13 protein-coding genes and 1 pseudogene are annotated in these 14,393 nt (G+C 39.9%); 5 read left to right on the forward strand and 9 right to left on the reverse strand.

The annotated features are described in order from the left end of the window. Positions 1-287: 287 nt before the first annotated feature. On the forward strand, positions 288-590 hold the full coding sequence (locus EHQ64_RS18290) for an ArsR/SmtB family transcription factor (RefSeq protein ID WP_100769362.1): 303 nt from the start codon (positions 288-290) through the stop codon (positions 588-590). Between the two features lie 34 nt (positions 591-624). On the opposite strand, the gene rfaD is transcribed toward EHQ64_RS18290, so the two are convergent. The 4 genes and pseudogenes from rfaD to EHQ64_RS18310 form a co-directional block, all read right to left on the reverse strand. Next, a complete protein-coding gene (gene rfaD / locus EHQ64_RS18295) occupies positions 625-1,593 on the reverse strand; it encodes an ADP-glyceromanno-heptose 6-epimerase (protein ID WP_167882430.1) in 969 nt (322 codons plus the stop codon). Positions 1,594-1,605: 12 nt separating this feature from the next. Next, positions 1,606-3,363, reverse strand: a complete 1,758-nt coding sequence (locus EHQ64_RS18300; RefSeq protein ID WP_135651251.1) for a UbiD family decarboxylase — start codon at positions 3,361-3,363, stop codon at positions 1,606-1,608. A gap of 3 nt (positions 3,364-3,366) precedes the next feature. Then, a pseudogene (locus EHQ64_RS18305) lies at positions 3,367-4,521 on the reverse strand (A/G-specific adenine glycosylase). Positions 4,522-4,743: 222 nt separating this feature from the next. Then, positions 4,744-5,496, reverse strand: a complete 753-nt coding sequence (locus EHQ64_RS18310) for an SDR family NAD(P)-dependent oxidoreductase (protein WP_135651252.1) — start codon at positions 5,494-5,496, stop codon at positions 4,744-4,746. A gap of 137 nt (positions 5,497-5,633) precedes the next feature. Here EHQ64_RS18310 and EHQ64_RS18315 point away from each other — a divergent pair, with 137 nt between their 5' ends. The 3 genes from EHQ64_RS18315 to EHQ64_RS18325 all read left to right on the forward strand — a co-directional run bounded on the left by EHQ64_RS18315 (position 5,634) and on the right by EHQ64_RS18325 (position 8,578). Beyond that, the gene (locus EHQ64_RS18315) at positions 5,634-6,524 is read left to right on the forward strand and encodes an AraC family transcriptional regulator (protein WP_135651253.1); all 891 of its coding nucleotides are present in this window, start codon (positions 5,634-5,636) and stop codon (positions 6,522-6,524) included. Positions 6,525-6,554: 30 nt separating this feature from the next. Beyond that, positions 6,555-7,259: a Pr6Pr family membrane protein gene (locus EHQ64_RS18320; RefSeq protein ID WP_135651254.1), complete on the forward strand. Its 705-nt coding sequence runs from the start codon at positions 6,555-6,557 to the stop codon at positions 7,257-7,259. Between the two features lie 269 nt (positions 7,260-7,528). Beyond that, entirely contained in the window at positions 7,529-8,578 is a 1,050-nt protein-coding gene (locus tag EHQ64_RS18325; RefSeq protein ID WP_135651255.1) for an LIC11966 family surface protein, read from the forward strand. A gap of 35 nt (positions 8,579-8,613) precedes the next feature. On the opposite strand, the gene queG is transcribed toward EHQ64_RS18325, so the two are convergent. Beyond that, complete coding sequence (queG, locus tag EHQ64_RS18330; RefSeq protein ID WP_135651256.1) at positions 8,614-9,546, reverse strand: tRNA epoxyqueuosine(34) reductase QueG; 933 nt, start codon at positions 9,544-9,546, stop codon at positions 8,614-8,616. Positions 9,547-9,562: 16 nt separating this feature from the next. On the opposite strand from queG, the gene EHQ64_RS18335 reads away from it, so the two are divergent. Then, on the forward strand, positions 9,563-9,925 hold the full coding sequence (locus EHQ64_RS18335; RefSeq protein WP_135651257.1) for an LIC_11502 family protein: 363 nt from the start codon (positions 9,563-9,565) through the stop codon (positions 9,923-9,925). 3 nt (positions 9,926-9,928) lie between these two features. Here the strand turns inward: EHQ64_RS18335 and EHQ64_RS18340 are convergent, their stop codons facing one another. The 4 genes from EHQ64_RS18340 to EHQ64_RS20550 form a co-directional block, all read right to left on the reverse strand. After that, positions 9,929-10,852 (reverse strand): DUF350 domain-containing protein, encoded by a 924-nt coding sequence (locus EHQ64_RS18340; RefSeq protein WP_135651258.1) that lies wholly within the window; start codon positions 10,850-10,852, stop codon positions 9,929-9,931. Between the two features lie 13 nt (positions 10,853-10,865). After that, entirely contained in the window at positions 10,866-11,621 is a 756-nt protein-coding gene (gene map, locus EHQ64_RS18345) for a type I methionyl aminopeptidase (protein ID WP_135651259.1), read from the reverse strand. 7 nt (positions 11,622-11,628) lie between these two features. Beyond that, positions 11,629-11,862: a hypothetical protein gene (locus EHQ64_RS18350; RefSeq protein WP_010515511.1), complete on the reverse strand. Its 234-nt coding sequence runs from the start codon at positions 11,860-11,862 to the stop codon at positions 11,629-11,631. Between the two features lie 241 nt (positions 11,863-12,103). Then, positions 12,104-14,272, reverse strand: a complete 2,169-nt coding sequence (locus EHQ64_RS20550) for a SpiroCoCo family coiled-coil protein (RefSeq protein WP_425460446.1) — start codon at positions 14,270-14,272, stop codon at positions 12,104-12,106. Positions 14,273-14,393: the final 121 nt, after the last annotated feature.

Genomic DNA, 14,393 nt, shown 5'->3' on the forward strand with positions numbered 1-14,393 from the left:
GTACGGAATTAGTTTATTTATAAATTAGAATATTGGATTTTTGGGATCTTTCTAACGTGATATGAATCTAATATTCGAAGGATTCAAATTACTAATATTCAATATCGTTAAGTTAATGAGGTAGTTATACCTACAATTGGTAATAAATTATTTTCCATTTTATTTTCATAATTATATCATAATTTACACGATTTATAATTTTACAAAAAATGAGGATAGTTTTCGGAAATCCTTGTAAATTTCAAAGGATGTAGTAGAATGGATTCAAATACAACAGAAGGCAGATTATGGCAGCCCAAAAGTTAGACATTAAAAAAACTCATCTGGATTCTACTATCCGTGGTTTGAAAGCGGTAGCGCATCCTGATAGATTAAAAATTCTTCTTCACCTTTCTAAAAAAGAACACAGCGTAGGTGAGCTTGTGGACGCATTAGGCATTAGCCAATCAGCAGCGTCTCAACACCTTAGCAAAATGAAAGAAGCCGGATACCTAGGCAGCAAAAAAGTTTCCAATCAGGTTTTTTATTCTATTAAAGATGCGAAGTTCAAAGCATTCGCAAAATCTTTACTTCAGATCTTTTCTAAGTAATCAGTGAACTGAGGGGGGTTCTATCGAGCCCCTTTTACTCTTCGTCCTTTCTCAAAAGATCCACGTAATCTGCGATCGCAGTTTCTAAGTTAGTAAATCCTTCTTTATAACCGTTAGAGATCAATTTCTGGGTTTCAGCCTTTGTATAGTATTGATACTTCGCCTTTAGGCTTTCCGGCATTTCCATATATTCGATGTTTTCGGGTTTTCCGAGAGCTTTGAATAGAGCAGAAGCGAGTGATTTCCAGGTTTCGGCCTCCCCTCTTCCTACATTGTAAAGACCAAATTTACGATTTTCTAATAGATGCAGACTTATCTTTGCAGCATCCTTAACATATAGAAAATCCCTTTTCTGCTCCCCGTCTTTATAATCAGGGCGATAGGACTTAAATAGTCTCAATTTGCCTTCAGAAAGGATCTGATCGTAACCTTTTAAAACTACGGATCTCATGTCTCCTTTATGACCTTCTCCAAAACCGAAAATATTGAAGTATTTTACTCCAGTGATCTTATCCGCAAAACCCTTTCGGATCGCATATAGATCGAACATATGTTTAGAATATCCGTACATATTCAATGGTTTGAGAGAATGGATAGGAGCCTTGTCGTCATAACCGAACTTTCCGTCCCCATAAGTTGCTGCGGAGGAAGCGTATAAGAAATTGATCTTATTTCGAAGTGATTCTTCTGCGAGGATCTTAGTATATTCGAAATTATTTCGGATTAAGTAAGAAGCGTCCGTTTCAGTCGTGGAAGAACAGGCACCCATATGGAAAATATGGGAATAATCTTTGAGTATATTAGAGTTTTGTACTTTATCTAAAAAGTCCTCTTTTTCCAAGTAATCGGTATATTCTAGTCCTCTTAGGTTCTTCCATTTGGAAGAAGTGCCTAAATGATCCACAACCAGTATATCGCCAATACCCTGCTCGTTTAGTAGTCTTACAATATTACTTCCGATCAATCCGGCTCCACCGGTAACGATGACTCGTTTCATTCCCATTCTTCCATTGGTTCAGAGGGAATCCAAAAGTCTACCAAATCTATTCTCAACCTGTTTGGTGATTTTAGGATCTTCTTCTAATACCGAAGGATACCAGGTTTTCATTCTTGCATCTACAAGGATCGGCCCAGTGAAAGAGATATGATTTCTGACTAGTTCGGAATCTCCATAAATATCAGCAGCCGGTTCGAAACGAGTGAATACGTTCCAAATGAAATCATGATCCGACTTTGTAGATTCCTCAGAATTATCCACAAGGAACACGAATAAAAATCCTTGAGTGATCGTTTCTTTTTTAAGAAGCGCCAAGATACCGTCTTTATGTTTATACTTGGGACCGGAGATGACTAAAACTCCTGGGCAATAAACTTTCGGATCTTTAAATCTAGTATTTTTGAGATTGGATGTGATCTTAGGTTTTAATTTTTGAGTTTTAGGACCAACCCCTAGAAGAACAGCCTTACTTCCTTCATTTACTTTCGGACCTGTATAATCCAAAGTATCCTGAGAAATATTCGAGAAGATATGTAAGTCGGTCCTAGGTTGAAATCTTTCTAGAGCTGCGATGAATGTGGTTCTAAAATCCATTAAGGGCACATCTTGGTCCGTCACGATCAAAAACTTTGTAAGAGATAATTGCCCTTCTCCTAAAATTCGGAGTGCTCCCATAAATGCTTCTTTCTTGTATCTTTCTTTTACGATGGCAGCCGCAAGAGAATGGACTCCCGATTCTTCATAGGCCCAAACTCCTTTTACCTGAGGCATTACGATCGGGAACATAGGTGAAAGTAGATGTTGTAGATATTCTGCGATCCAATGGTCTTCTTGTGGAGGACGTCCTACAACAGTCGCAGGCCAGATTGCATCCTTACGTGCATAAATATGATCGACTTCGAAAACTGGATAATCATGTTTTAGTGCGTAATATCCGTAATGATCTCCGAACGGTCCTTCGGGTCTTCGGATCCTAGGAGGAATTTTTCCGATAAGAGCAAAATCGGCGTCCGCAACCAATGGTAAAGAACTGATCTTCTTATTCTTTAAAACTTTTAATCTTTCGCCTAATAGTAATGAGGCGAGAAGAAATTCACTGATCTCTTCCGGTAAAGGAGCTACCGCAGAAATTGTAAGTGCGGGAGGACCACCTACATAGATATGAGCAGGAAGAGAATTTCCTTCGCTTTCAGCTTCCGAATAATGAAATCCTCCTCCTCTATGGATCTGGATATGCATACCGGTCAGTCTAGGCTCATGGAATTGGATCCGATACATTCCTAGATTTCCTTTTCCTGTTTTAGGACTTTCCGTATACACAAGAGGAAGAGTGATAAATTTGCCCGCGTCTTTCGGCCAAGATTTTAAAGCGGGCAGTTCGTCGAGGCTATTCAATTCTTGTTCCAATACCGGTGCCTTACTTACTTTTCTTAAACCAACTTTCAAAGCAGTCCAAGCAAGAGATCTAGCTTCCCAAACTTTTTTGGGTGTAGGCGGCATTAGATGTTTTGCAGTATATGCGATTTTTTGAATAAACTTTACCGGATCTTCCCCAAAAGCGATCTTGATCCTGTTTTCAGAACCGTATAAATTCGTCGCAACTGAGAACTTAGAGCCTTTTACATTGGAGAATAGAATAGCCGGTCCTCTTTTTCCAACAACTCTTCTTTGGATCTCGGCGATCTCTAAGATAGGATCCACCTCTTCTTTGATCTCCAGAAGTTGTCCTTTACGAGCGAGTTCCTTTACAAATTCTGAAGTGGACCGAATACTCATGGATTATTTCCTCTTTTTGTTCTCTGGTTTTAGTTCCAAACCAGGCAGCACTGATTCTTTTTTCGCCAGAGTCTGCTTGATCTTTTTAGCAATGGAAGAAGGAAACTCCGTTTCCAAATTTTTCCAATTACAATATCTCATTTCTATAGAAGGTCTTATTTTACGGAAATTCTCGATCAGTTTTTTTTCCGTCTTTTTATCTAGATCTAGTTCAGAGACAAACCCCTGGATCTTATGATGTGTGATCGTATGTTTGAATTTGATTCATAGATCATTCGCTTTTAGATCCCAATCCAGGACCGGATCAGACTCATAAGGATTTTTCCCTTCAAATCCAAAAGGAAGTGAATAGATCGTTTTAAAAAATCTTCTCTCAGGATAACGAAGAAGTAAAAATCCGTTTTCAGTATGTAAAAGATAAAATCTGATATTTAAAGGAATTTCTTTCTTCTTTTTTTCGATGGGAGGAATACTCTCTTGCAGTCCGGCTTTATTCGCTTCACAATCGATTTGTAATGGACATTCGTTGCATAAAGGTTTCGGAATACAGACCCTAGCTCCAAGCTCCATCACTGCTTCATTATGATCTCCAGGAAATTCAGTATTTAAAAATGAATCAGCAATCTTTTGTAGTTTAGGATCCGCTTTTGATCCTGATTCCTGAAATAATACTAAACGAGAAAGGACTCGTTTCGCATTCCCGTCCAAAACAGCAAAAGGTAGATTATATGAAATGGATAAGATCGCCCGTGCTGTATAAGGTCCAACCCCGGGCAGAGACAAAACTTCTTCCAAAGTTTTGGGAAATTTTCCTCCAAATTCATGGACTAATTTTTTCACACCTAGATGGAGATTTTTCGCTCTTGAATAATATCCAAGGCCTTGCCAATACCTAAGAACTTCCTCTTCTTCAGCATTTGCAAGTTCCTCCGGAGTTGGAAACCTTTGCATAAATTTTTCGTACAAAGGAAGCATAGCGGCTACCCTAGTCTGTTGGAGCATGATCTCACTTACCCAGGTAGAATAAGGAGTTCGATTTTTCCTAAAAGGTAGGTCTCTTTTTTCTTTTAAAAACCAATTTCTGAGTTTGGTATTGGTTTTAGGATCGAATCTGTAGGGATCCAAAATTGGATCTTTTGATCTCAGACCTGCGGACATGTATCTGACAATCGAAACCCCAGGCGTTCTCTACGAAAAGGAGTTTTTGTAGGAGTTCCTACAGGTTTCGCACAAAGGGCACTGAGGGTTTATAATGAGTCTTTCTAAATCTACTTTGATTGGTAGTTTTTCTATATTCTCACGCAGAGTCGCAGAGAAATTCGAATACAAATGAATCCAAACTCGACGGCTCCGCGTGGAAATGTTTTGCGAAACTCTTTTCTAAAGTAAAAAACCTCCGGAGACTTCAATGTCCTGAGCGGTGACCCAAGAAAGTTCATCTGAAAGTAAGTTCACGATCACCTTAGCAATATCATCCGGATTTCCGATCCTTCCTAATGCGGTTTGGTCTGCAAGCGGTTGGATAAATTCTGGATGTTTATCAAATGCTCCACCTCCTAAATTCGTATGAACAGGCCCCGGTGACACTGCATTTACTCGGATCTTTCTTGGAGAAAGTTCTTTTGCCAGATACTTTGTCCATGAAGATAAAGCTGCCTTTGAGGCACCGTATGCTGAATATCCTACAAAAGATCCATGACTGGAAGAACTGGATGTATTCACGATTCTTCCGTTATCTTCTAAAAATCGAACAAGATATTGGGTTAAGAAGAATGGTCCCTTAAAATTCGTATTTAGGATCTGATCGAAATATTCTTCCGTCATCTCCGCAAAAGGCATACCGCCGCCGATCCCTCCGTTATTCACCAAGTAATCGAATGTTTTTCTCTGCCAGATCTCTCCAAGATTCTTTTTCGCAAGTTCTGCAAAGCTTTCGAAGGAATCTTTTTGGCTCAGATCTAACTTAAGGCAAATTGCCTTACCTCCACTTTTTTCGATTTCCTTTACTACTTCTTCCGCGCCTTTTTTATCAGAATGATAGGTAATAATGACTCCAATCCCTCTTCTGCTAAGTTCCAATGCGGTACTTTTTCCAATTCCGTTACTTGCACCTGTGACAATTGCTAGTTTCATAAAATTCTCCAATAGAAAAGATCGTAGATGATTTTATGAAAATCGTAAAGATCGGATACTACCGGTTCATTGCCTAATCCTACCTGGGGAAATTTTTCGCTTTTGAAAATAAGGATCTATTTTACTATTATAAAAGAATGAAAGGTATCCTAAAAGAGATCGCCGAATTAACTACCAAAGCGACGACAGAACCTACTAAAACGGAGCTTCCCGGAATATTGATCATCAAAGGAGAAGTGTCCGAACACCAGCTCGCAGCGATTTACGAGCCTATGATCGGCTTAGTCGTGCAAGGAAGTAAGACAATCTCAATAGGTGAACAAACCATTCATTTACCCGCTCCTTCTTATTTCGTAATTTCTGCAGATGTGCCCGCTACCGGTAAGGTGCAACAGGGTAAAGAAGGTCCATATATTTCCATAGGCCTCCAACTGGACCAAGATTCGATTGCTGATTTGTTAAATGATCTTTCAAAAGATCTTTCGGATGAAAATCATTATGACGAATTCTGCGCTTGTGATGCAGATAGCGAATATTTAGAACCTTGGCTCAGAATGTTAAACCTTCTAAAAACGCCGAAACATATCCCTGCACTCGCTCCGGTCTATAGAAGGGAGATCTTATTTAGGACACTACTCGGCCCCCAAGGTTGGCGTTTAAAACAACTCTGCCAAGCACAAGGAAAAGGGCCGAGTGTATATCCTGCAATCCAATGGATCCGCGAAAATTATACTGCATCCATGGAAATCAAACGACTCGCTGCAAAATCTAGATTGGCTGTAACAACTTTCCACCGGCAATTCAAACAGATCACTGGATTAAGCCCTGTCCAATTCCAAAAACAACTCAGACTATTAGAAGCTAGAAAACTTTTGGTATATAGCGCTTATTCCGCATCACGCGCCGCCTATGAAGTTGGCTACGAAAGTGTTTCTCAATTCAATAGAGAATATTCCAGATTTTTCGGAGATTCTCCTGTTAGAGACGCTTCTAACGTGAGGGAAAAAATACTATTGACGAATCCATAAAACTAATAAGAATCCGTTGACTCGGATCTTATGAATAAAACTGAATCTTCCAAACCTAGTGTCACTTTGGCTCGGTATCTCTTCGCTTTAAATGCGATTACCTGTTTTTTAGGAGTTCTATTAGAGTTATGGTGGGCTTATCATCATACTTCTAAACTTCCACCAAACGCAGGTTTTACGAGGACATTCGGTCCCGGGTTCGATAGTTTTTTCAACCAATTTGCCTTTTTCACGACCCAATCCAATACGATCTTGGGAGTAACAAGTCTTCTACTCGCATTACAACCCGATAGAACATCAACTTCCTTTCATGTATGGCGTATCATTGGACTCATAGATATTACGATCACCGGAATTGTTTTTAATTTCGTTCTACAAAATGCTCCGAGCGGCGGTGAACTTGCAGCATTCACAAGTGATATCGAGCATATCTTAAATCCGATCTTCGGAATATTACTTTGGGTTATCTTTGGTCCTTTCGGATCAGTTAAAACGAAACGGATCTTTTTAGCGGCAATCCTTCCGATCGCTTACGCTGCGTTTACTCTAATCAGAGGAGCGATCATGGAGTGGTATCCTTACAATATTCTGGACGTTCCCCGTCTCGGTTATTCAGGTGTCTCCATTAATATAGCCGGGATCTTTGTTCTATTTCTACTCATCGCAGGATTTCTATTCTTGGTAGATAAATTATTGTCCTCCAAATTTGTTCGGCTATCTTTCCAAAAAGAATAAACTATGCTTACTGCACGCGACATACAAAAGAAGCGATTGGAAGATCAAATTCTGTTGGTCTTCCGACAAAAACTATTTTAAAAAGATTTGCAGCTCTATAAACAGAACAGATCATCGACTATCTGGTAAGTTATGCACATAGCTTAAGTAAGATCGATTCTCAGGTCTTGCCAATTCTTCCGATATCCCTCATTTAGGATAAATCGGAAAACGGAAGATCTAATTACTAGATATTCAACAATTTCATATATTAGAATAAAGGAAATAGCATGAAACATAAAGGAATGGCGTGGAAAATCCTAGTAACCTCACTGGTTTTTTCCTTCGCTGCAAATCTATCGGCCAAAAGTCCTGCGGAAGCATTAAAATATCTAAATGAGCTCACTGATCCATTAGACAAAATATCGGCGGATCGCCTTTCTTATATCCAAGCTCTAGCTCATAGCAATAACAAACGCGAAACGGAAACAAAAAGAGGCGCGATTATCACTTCCGTAGAAAAAGCGCTTCTGAATGCAAACCAAGCCACAAACTACGACGGCAACTCGGATCTTAAAGATGCAGTCATCAAATATTTAAATGTATATTACACTGTTCTAAGAGAAGACTACGGCAAGATAGTAGACTTAAAAGAAGCGGCAGAACAATCCTACGACGCGATGGAAACCTATATGCTTGCGGAGAAAAAAGCAAGCGAGAAGTTACGCGAGTCCGCGGACAAATTCAACAAAGAACAGAAAGAATTCGCAAAAGATAACGATATCACTCTTTACGAAAGTAAGGATAGAATGAGCCTACTCCTGAAAAAATCAGGGGAAGTAATGGATTATAAGGACGAGATCTATTTGATCGATTTTAAACCTTATAAACAAGAATATTATCTAATGCAAGCTCTCAAAGACCAAGACGTTAAAGCGATCGAACAAAATAGAGAAACACTTTTAAAATATGCGGAAGAAGGACTTAAGTTATTGGATAAGGTCGTAGCTTATGATGGTGATCCATCTTTGATCCAGTCCTGTAAAAATAATCTAAATTTTTACAAGGCGGAAGCAAAAGACCAAATCCCTACCTTGGTAGACTTCTATCTCAAAAAAGCTCAATTCGAGACTTATAAAAAGAAATTCAATGAGAAAGACCCAAAAGACCGCACACAAGAAGATGTAGACTCTTACAATAAATTATTAGGAGAAGTGAACGCTTTAGTAGCTACATATAATAATATCAACCAAACTCTAGATAAACAAAGAGGAACATTGATCGAGCAGTGGAACAAGGCGAATAAGAACTTCTTATCTAAACATATTCCGAAAAAATAATTTTCTATCGAAACAAAGAGTGAATAGAAGAGACCTTATTTTTCTCTTCTATTCGTTTCTAGGTTTCTTCTAAATTGTTTATAAGAAACCCTATTAACGGCAGAATCCTCGAACCTCTCTCGAAATTCATTTTCTTCTAGTTTTTCTAAAGATCCTTGTTGTTTAAAAAGATCTCGGATCTTAAATTCTTGGATCTCAGTCTTCCAACCTTTTTTCCTGGCTTTGACTTGATTCCAAGGGCAAACTTCCTGGCAGATATCACAGCCATAGATCCAACCATGCAAATTTTCAACGGACTCTGAACGATCTTCTATCGTTTTATAAGAAATACATTTTCTTGCATCGATTTTATAAGGAGAAAGAGCAGCAGTCGGGCAAGAATCTATACAAGCAGTACAAGTCCCACATCTATCTTTTGCAATTAACGAAGCGGATCTTAATGGAAGATCGGTAAAGATCAAACTAATGAAGAAGAAGGAGCCGTATTCCTCGTGAATTAGATTCGTATTTTTTCCGATCCAGCCGATCCCTGCTTCTCGAGCTAAAATTTTTTCAGGAACAGGAAGTGAATCCACTCCTTGTCTAAATTTTTGGTTCGGGAAAGAGTTTTGTAGAAATTCCATTAGAGCGGATGCTTTTTTGCGCAGAACCGAATGATAATCTTCTCCCATAGCATATCTAGAAAAACGATACGTAAGATCTAAATTTTCGTATTCCGGATCATTATATAAGGCGCCTAACGCGATGACGGATTGAGGTTTGAATCCAAGGCCTTCCAACTCCAAACGAAGGTTCATGTTCCTGGGATACCAATTCATATTCCCATGCCTGCCTTCTTCCACCCAATGAAGAATATTTTCCTTATCTGGATCGGGGATTTGCGCATCTGCGACCCCAAAAAGTTGGAATCCATTCTCGGAGGCAATCGCTTTTAATTCATTCAGAAGTTCTTTACTTTCGAGAACCATATCTTATTCTTTCTATATGCAAGAAGGAGAAGAAACGTCTTTACAATCCCTTTCCGGCGGAATTCCTCTCCAAGAACTTTTAGCAGCAGCCAAAGAAGCAGGTTTAGATCTTCCTAAAGAAAGAGAAAGACCTTTGGGTAAGATCTTACTCGCTGGAATTTTAGGTGCGTTGAGAGGATTTTCAGAAAGAGGGCTTTCTCCCTTTTTACCCACTCATAAACACTTATTCGCGGAAATTGTATCCGATCTTACAGATGCATATCCAATCCTTTCCCAAGAATCCGACGAAAAAATGATCCTACAAGCAGCTTGCGATTTCGGGATCAAAAAAGTATATCATTTAGAATGGAAATTATACTCTTCCCACGATCTATTCTAGGATCTAAACTGCAAAAAAGATAATCGCGGAAAAGGAAACAAGCACTACGGCTTCTAAAAGCCCTGCCCCGAAATTTTGATCCCTTTCTATTTCTTCCTTCAAAGTAGAACCTGGTAACACGACCCAATCCGCAAAAAAATGTAGGACCGGAATAATGAAAAAAGCGAGACCTAAATCTAAAAGAAGAAGGATCCCTGTTTGGTATAAATTCTCGAATTCCCTAAATAATGCGCGGGTTAACAAAATACCGATCGCGAGTAATGCTCCTGCAAACGCAGTGCCTGCAGCCAAGTTCTGTTTTTCTTCCAATTCCAATTTGAGTTTATAAGGGATCCAAACTTTATAATATACTGAAAATAAGATCATCCCGATCTGACCTACTGAAAAAAAGATCACGGATACGATCGAGCCGATTAGTGTTTTTTCGACTAAGGGAGAAACAGCGAGTCCAAGTCCTTGGGGAAAAACTTTCTCCCCTATATCTCCGTTCAAAGCAGCTGCAATGAAGAAGGAACTTGCGATCGTTCCTCCGAAAAGAACGGAAGCAACTGCAAGATTTCTTTTTTCGTATATTTCTTCGATCGCGTCTATTCCACCTAAGATCAGACCGTCATTGATCTTTTGGGAAAGAAGAAGTAGGACCACTCCTAAGATCGCAAATGAAGAGACCTGAAATAGATCTCCTAAAAAATCCCCTTTTTCGCTGGGGTTCGAAACGATGGTAATAAAAAGTACAATGACCCCGATATAATAACCGGATAAACTTAATGCGAGAGCGCTATTATCCGACTTTACCAGTTCCTCGTCCAATTTGCGAGGCTCCGTCCAGTCCTTTAGTTTTTTTCCGATATAAAAGATTAAGAAGCCTAAAACGAAGAAGGCGCAATCTTTACCGAGTAAAGAAATATATTTCCAAACGAAATCCATGCACAACAGATTACTATGCTTGGGTTAAAATTTCATAGCCTTTTTCTGTGACCAGAATGGTATGTTCGAACTGAGCGGACCATTTTCCGTCTCTAGTAGTGACGGTCCATCCATCCTTCTTGGAAAAGATCACTTCCCAAGTTCCCAGATTCACCATCGGTTCGATTGTGAAAGTCATACCAGGCTCTAATTTGGAGAGTTTACGGCCGGAACGATAATGAGGGATTTGAGGCTCTTCATGAAAACCTCTTCCGATACCGTGGCCCATTAGATCACGAACAATGCCATATCCTTTTGGAGTAAGATAATCATCGATCGCATTTGCGATATCGCTCACACGATTACCAGGTTTTACCTGTTCGATCCCTACCCACATCGCACGTTCCGCATCTTGTACTAGACGTTCCACTTCGGGAGAAGTTTTACCGCCTACGATAAAAGTGCGAGAGCTATCTCCGTGATAACCATCTACGATCGGAGTCACATCCACGTTTACGATATCCCCATCTTTGAGAACATCTACGGCTTTCGGGATCCCATGACAGACTACTTCATTGATAGAAGTACAAACTGATTTAGGAAATCCTTTATAACCAAGAGGAGCAGACTTGCCTCCATTCTTCTTTGTGAATTCTTCACAAAGATCATTGATCGCAAGAGTACTAATACCGGGTTGGATGTACCCGGATATATAGTCCAGAAGCGCGGCGGCTAATTTGCCCGCCGCCCTCATTTTCTCGATTTCAGTCTTGTTCTTGATGTAAATCAAGAATGGATTAGAAGTCGGTAGGTCTAACCGTAGTGCGTTTATTCGCCTCGGTACGTTTCAAAGCATCGTCGATCAGTCCGTACAACTTCTCATTTAAGCCGTCGACCGCGTCTCCGGAAGTCATAAAGCCTTTTGATTTGATATAAGCTTTTACCTTGCTTGCGACGATGAGGGTATCCTTTTCAGCGCTTTGAGCCATGGAATTCTTCCTCTTAACAGTAGTTTTCTTTTTTTGTACCATACGAACGAGCTTTGGGAGCTTCTCCTTTTTTCCATTCCGAGAGTTTGCGGAACGTATCAAATTTGACTAAAGATACGTTTTCAAACGCCTCGAAAAAAGGAATCATTTTCGGAAAGGCTCTTTATAATTTCAGTTTTTTATTAAAAACGAAAGGTGTTTCTCCCATGAAATTTTTTGCATGTCGTATAATACAAGTGGGAACGAGACATATTGGGAGAAAACATTCGGGTCAAGAAAAAAATCATCCCTTTTTCACCGTCTCGTTCTGAATGATCGTTTGGACTAACGAAGTTTCGAGCCCTAATTTTTCAGCGATCGTCTCTGGTTGCCAATGAAAATTATGAAATAAATTCAAGACTGTCGCTTTCTTTCTAGCGACTAGGGGATCCTTTTCTTGTTGTTTACCGGATTTTCCCCCACCGGTTTTAGAAATATTGGTCTGTACTACATCCATGAAGGTGGATAACTTTTCAAACGTATCCTCTGCCTCAGATAATAGACCTTCCAGATCATCTTTCACAGAAAGAGCTCCCTCTTTCATATCATCCAACCTCTGTTGAAGAGTGCTGATCTGTTTATGACGCTCTCCTAGCTCGGACATAAGATCTTCTATCTTATCGAACTTGGCTTCCACCGATAAGATCTCCTCTTTGCGTCCCGCTAAAGATTCTAATCTATCATCCGTTTTCTTTAATGTTTCTGCGACTTCTCTTTCTCTTGCTTCGAGGACGGAGATCTCTTTCTCCATCTCTCTGATCTTCTGAGCCACTTTAAAAGAACTTTCTTTATGATCTTGGCTTTCTTGGTCTAGCTGTTTGATTTCTTCTCTAACAGCGACAACTCTGCCTAGCCTATCTTCCAGATCCAAGAAACGGGACTCCATTTCGAAGGCCCTTTCTCCCGCTTCGACTAGTTTACGATGAGTATCGTTCCAATGAGAAGATTCTTCCATGATCTTCTCGAATTCTACTTTCAAGACCTCTGCCTTGCCTTCGATTGAGAGAATTTCTTCTCCCCTTTCTTCCACTTGGGAAATGCGGGACTCGAGATCTTCCTGGATCTTTTTCAAACGCACTAAGTTTAGATCCAAGTCTTCGTAGGTTTTTTCGGTTTGGTTTGCGTCTTCCAAACCTTCTTTCATTTGGGAAACGAATTCTTCGGAACGTTCTATGATCTCTTTTACTTCTAAGAATAGAGCGGAACGTTTCTCTGCGTCCAAGATCCTTTCTGAGATCTCATCCACAGAAGAACGAAGGACTTCCGCCTCTTCTTCCAACTCGGAGAATAAGGAACGTTTTGCATCCTTGATCTCTTCCAAGTCTTTACGAAGATCTACTTGTAAGATCCTGTATTCCTTCTGAGCTTTTTGGAATTCTTCCCTTCCGGTTTTCAGGAATTCTTCAGAAGATTCTTCCGTTTCTTTTAGAAGATATCTGACCTGATTTTGGAATTCCTTCATCTGGCCTTCGCTTTCTTTGCGGCCTGAATCCAAAGCTTCTTCTAAATGGCGTTTTACATCCGCCAAATGTTTTGCGATCCTTTCTTCCAATTGGCTGAGTTGGATCTGCCCTTTGTCTAATAGAGCGGATAATTGCCTGTTGATCTTTGCGTCTATCGTATCGTTCAAACGATCGATCTTTTCTTCCTGTCTTTCGAAGAATTCCTGACCGGATTCTTTTAATTTATCCAGTACATTGCGAGCCTGTTCTCCAGCTTTCTCTAACTGGGATTCGGTAGAAGTGCGGATCTTCTCCGCCTGCATTTCTAAAAGTTTCTCGTTTTTGCGAAGAAGATTTTCGAATCTTTCACCAGCGGCAGAATATTCTACTTTTACATTCTCAAGTGTACCTTGAGCTTCTACTTTCAGATCTTTAAAACGGGTCAGAAGATCGTTACGAACCTCTTCCCCTTCCGAGCGGAAATTCGCCTTATACTTAGATACAAATTCTTCGATCTTATCTTTTTGTTCCGCATAGGTTTTGGAGAATTCTTCCAAATACTCCGCACCCTTAAAGTGGATCTGTCCCAGTCTTTCTTCCAAACCGCGGATCGCATCCATGGTATGATTTTTCTGGGATTGGACTTCTTCTTCCCAAGAACGGGAGAAATGTTCGAATCTCCTGTCCATTTTGCGGAATTCGTCCTCGATAGAGAGATTGATCTCTCCTACTTTGGATTCCGCTTCTCCCAGAATATCCGCGGCCGTCCCTTCCAGTGCATCTCTGATATCTTTTACGTAAACGTCCATTTCCTTCATGCGGTTAGATACCTGCACGTCGAAGACCTTTACGTTTTCTTTAATAGAATCCCATTCTTCTCGGAAACGTTCCGAATGAGAAGCGTGTAAAGCACCAACTTCTTCTTCTAAGGAAGTTTTCAGATCTTTAATATAAGAATCGATCTCTTTCATTCGATTCGCGATCTGAAGACTATTGTTTTTTGCGTTCTCTTTTACTTCTTCCCAGTCTGCTTTAAATTTTTCAGACTGAGAAAGTTGAGAAATACGTAATTCTTCTACCAGGGATTCCCTG

This window comes from Leptospira sarikeiensis (assembly GCF_004769615.1).
Classification (GTDB): domain Bacteria; phylum Spirochaetota; class Leptospiria; order Leptospirales; family Leptospiraceae; genus Leptospira_B; species Leptospira_B sarikeiensis.

Excerpts from the sequence above, each read along its gene's own strand:
- EHQ64_RS18290 (WP_100769362.1), top strand. The coding sequence starts at position 288 with ATGGCAGCCCAAAAGTTAGACATTAAAAAAACTCATCTGGATTCTACT.
- rfaD (WP_167882430.1), bottom strand. The coding sequence starts at position 1,593 with ATGGGAATGAAACGAGTCATCGTTACCGGTGGAGCCGGATTGATCGGA.
- EHQ64_RS18300 (WP_135651251.1), bottom strand. The coding sequence starts at position 3,363 with ATGAGTATTCGGTCCACTTCAGAATTTGTAAAGGAACTCGCTCGTAAA.
- EHQ64_RS18310 (WP_135651252.1), bottom strand. The coding sequence starts at position 5,496 with ATGAAACTAGCAATTGTCACAGGTGCAAGTAACGGAATTGGAAAAAGT.
- EHQ64_RS18315 (WP_135651253.1), top strand. The coding sequence starts at position 5,634 with ATGAAAGGTATCCTAAAAGAGATCGCCGAATTAACTACCAAAGCGACG.
- EHQ64_RS18320 (WP_135651254.1), top strand. The coding sequence starts at position 6,555 with ATGAATAAAACTGAATCTTCCAAACCTAGTGTCACTTTGGCTCGGTAT.
- EHQ64_RS18325 (WP_135651255.1), top strand. The coding sequence starts at position 7,529 with ATGAAACATAAAGGAATGGCGTGGAAAATCCTAGTAACCTCACTGGTT.
- queG (WP_135651256.1), bottom strand. The coding sequence starts at position 9,546 with ATGGTTCTCGAAAGTAAAGAACTTCTGAATGAATTAAAAGCGATTGCC.
- EHQ64_RS18335 (WP_135651257.1), top strand. The coding sequence starts at position 9,563 with ATGCAAGAAGGAGAAGAAACGTCTTTACAATCCCTTTCCGGCGGAATT.
- EHQ64_RS18340 (WP_135651258.1), bottom strand. The coding sequence starts at position 10,852 with ATGGATTTCGTTTGGAAATATATTTCTTTACTCGGTAAAGATTGCGCC.
- EHQ64_RS18350 (WP_010515511.1), bottom strand. The coding sequence starts at position 11,862 with ATGGTACAAAAAAAGAAAACTACTGTTAAGAGGAAGAATTCCATGGCT.
- EHQ64_RS20550 (WP_425460446.1), bottom strand. The coding sequence starts at position 14,272 with ATGAAAGAGATCGATTCTTATATTAAAGATCTGAAAACTTCCTTAGAA.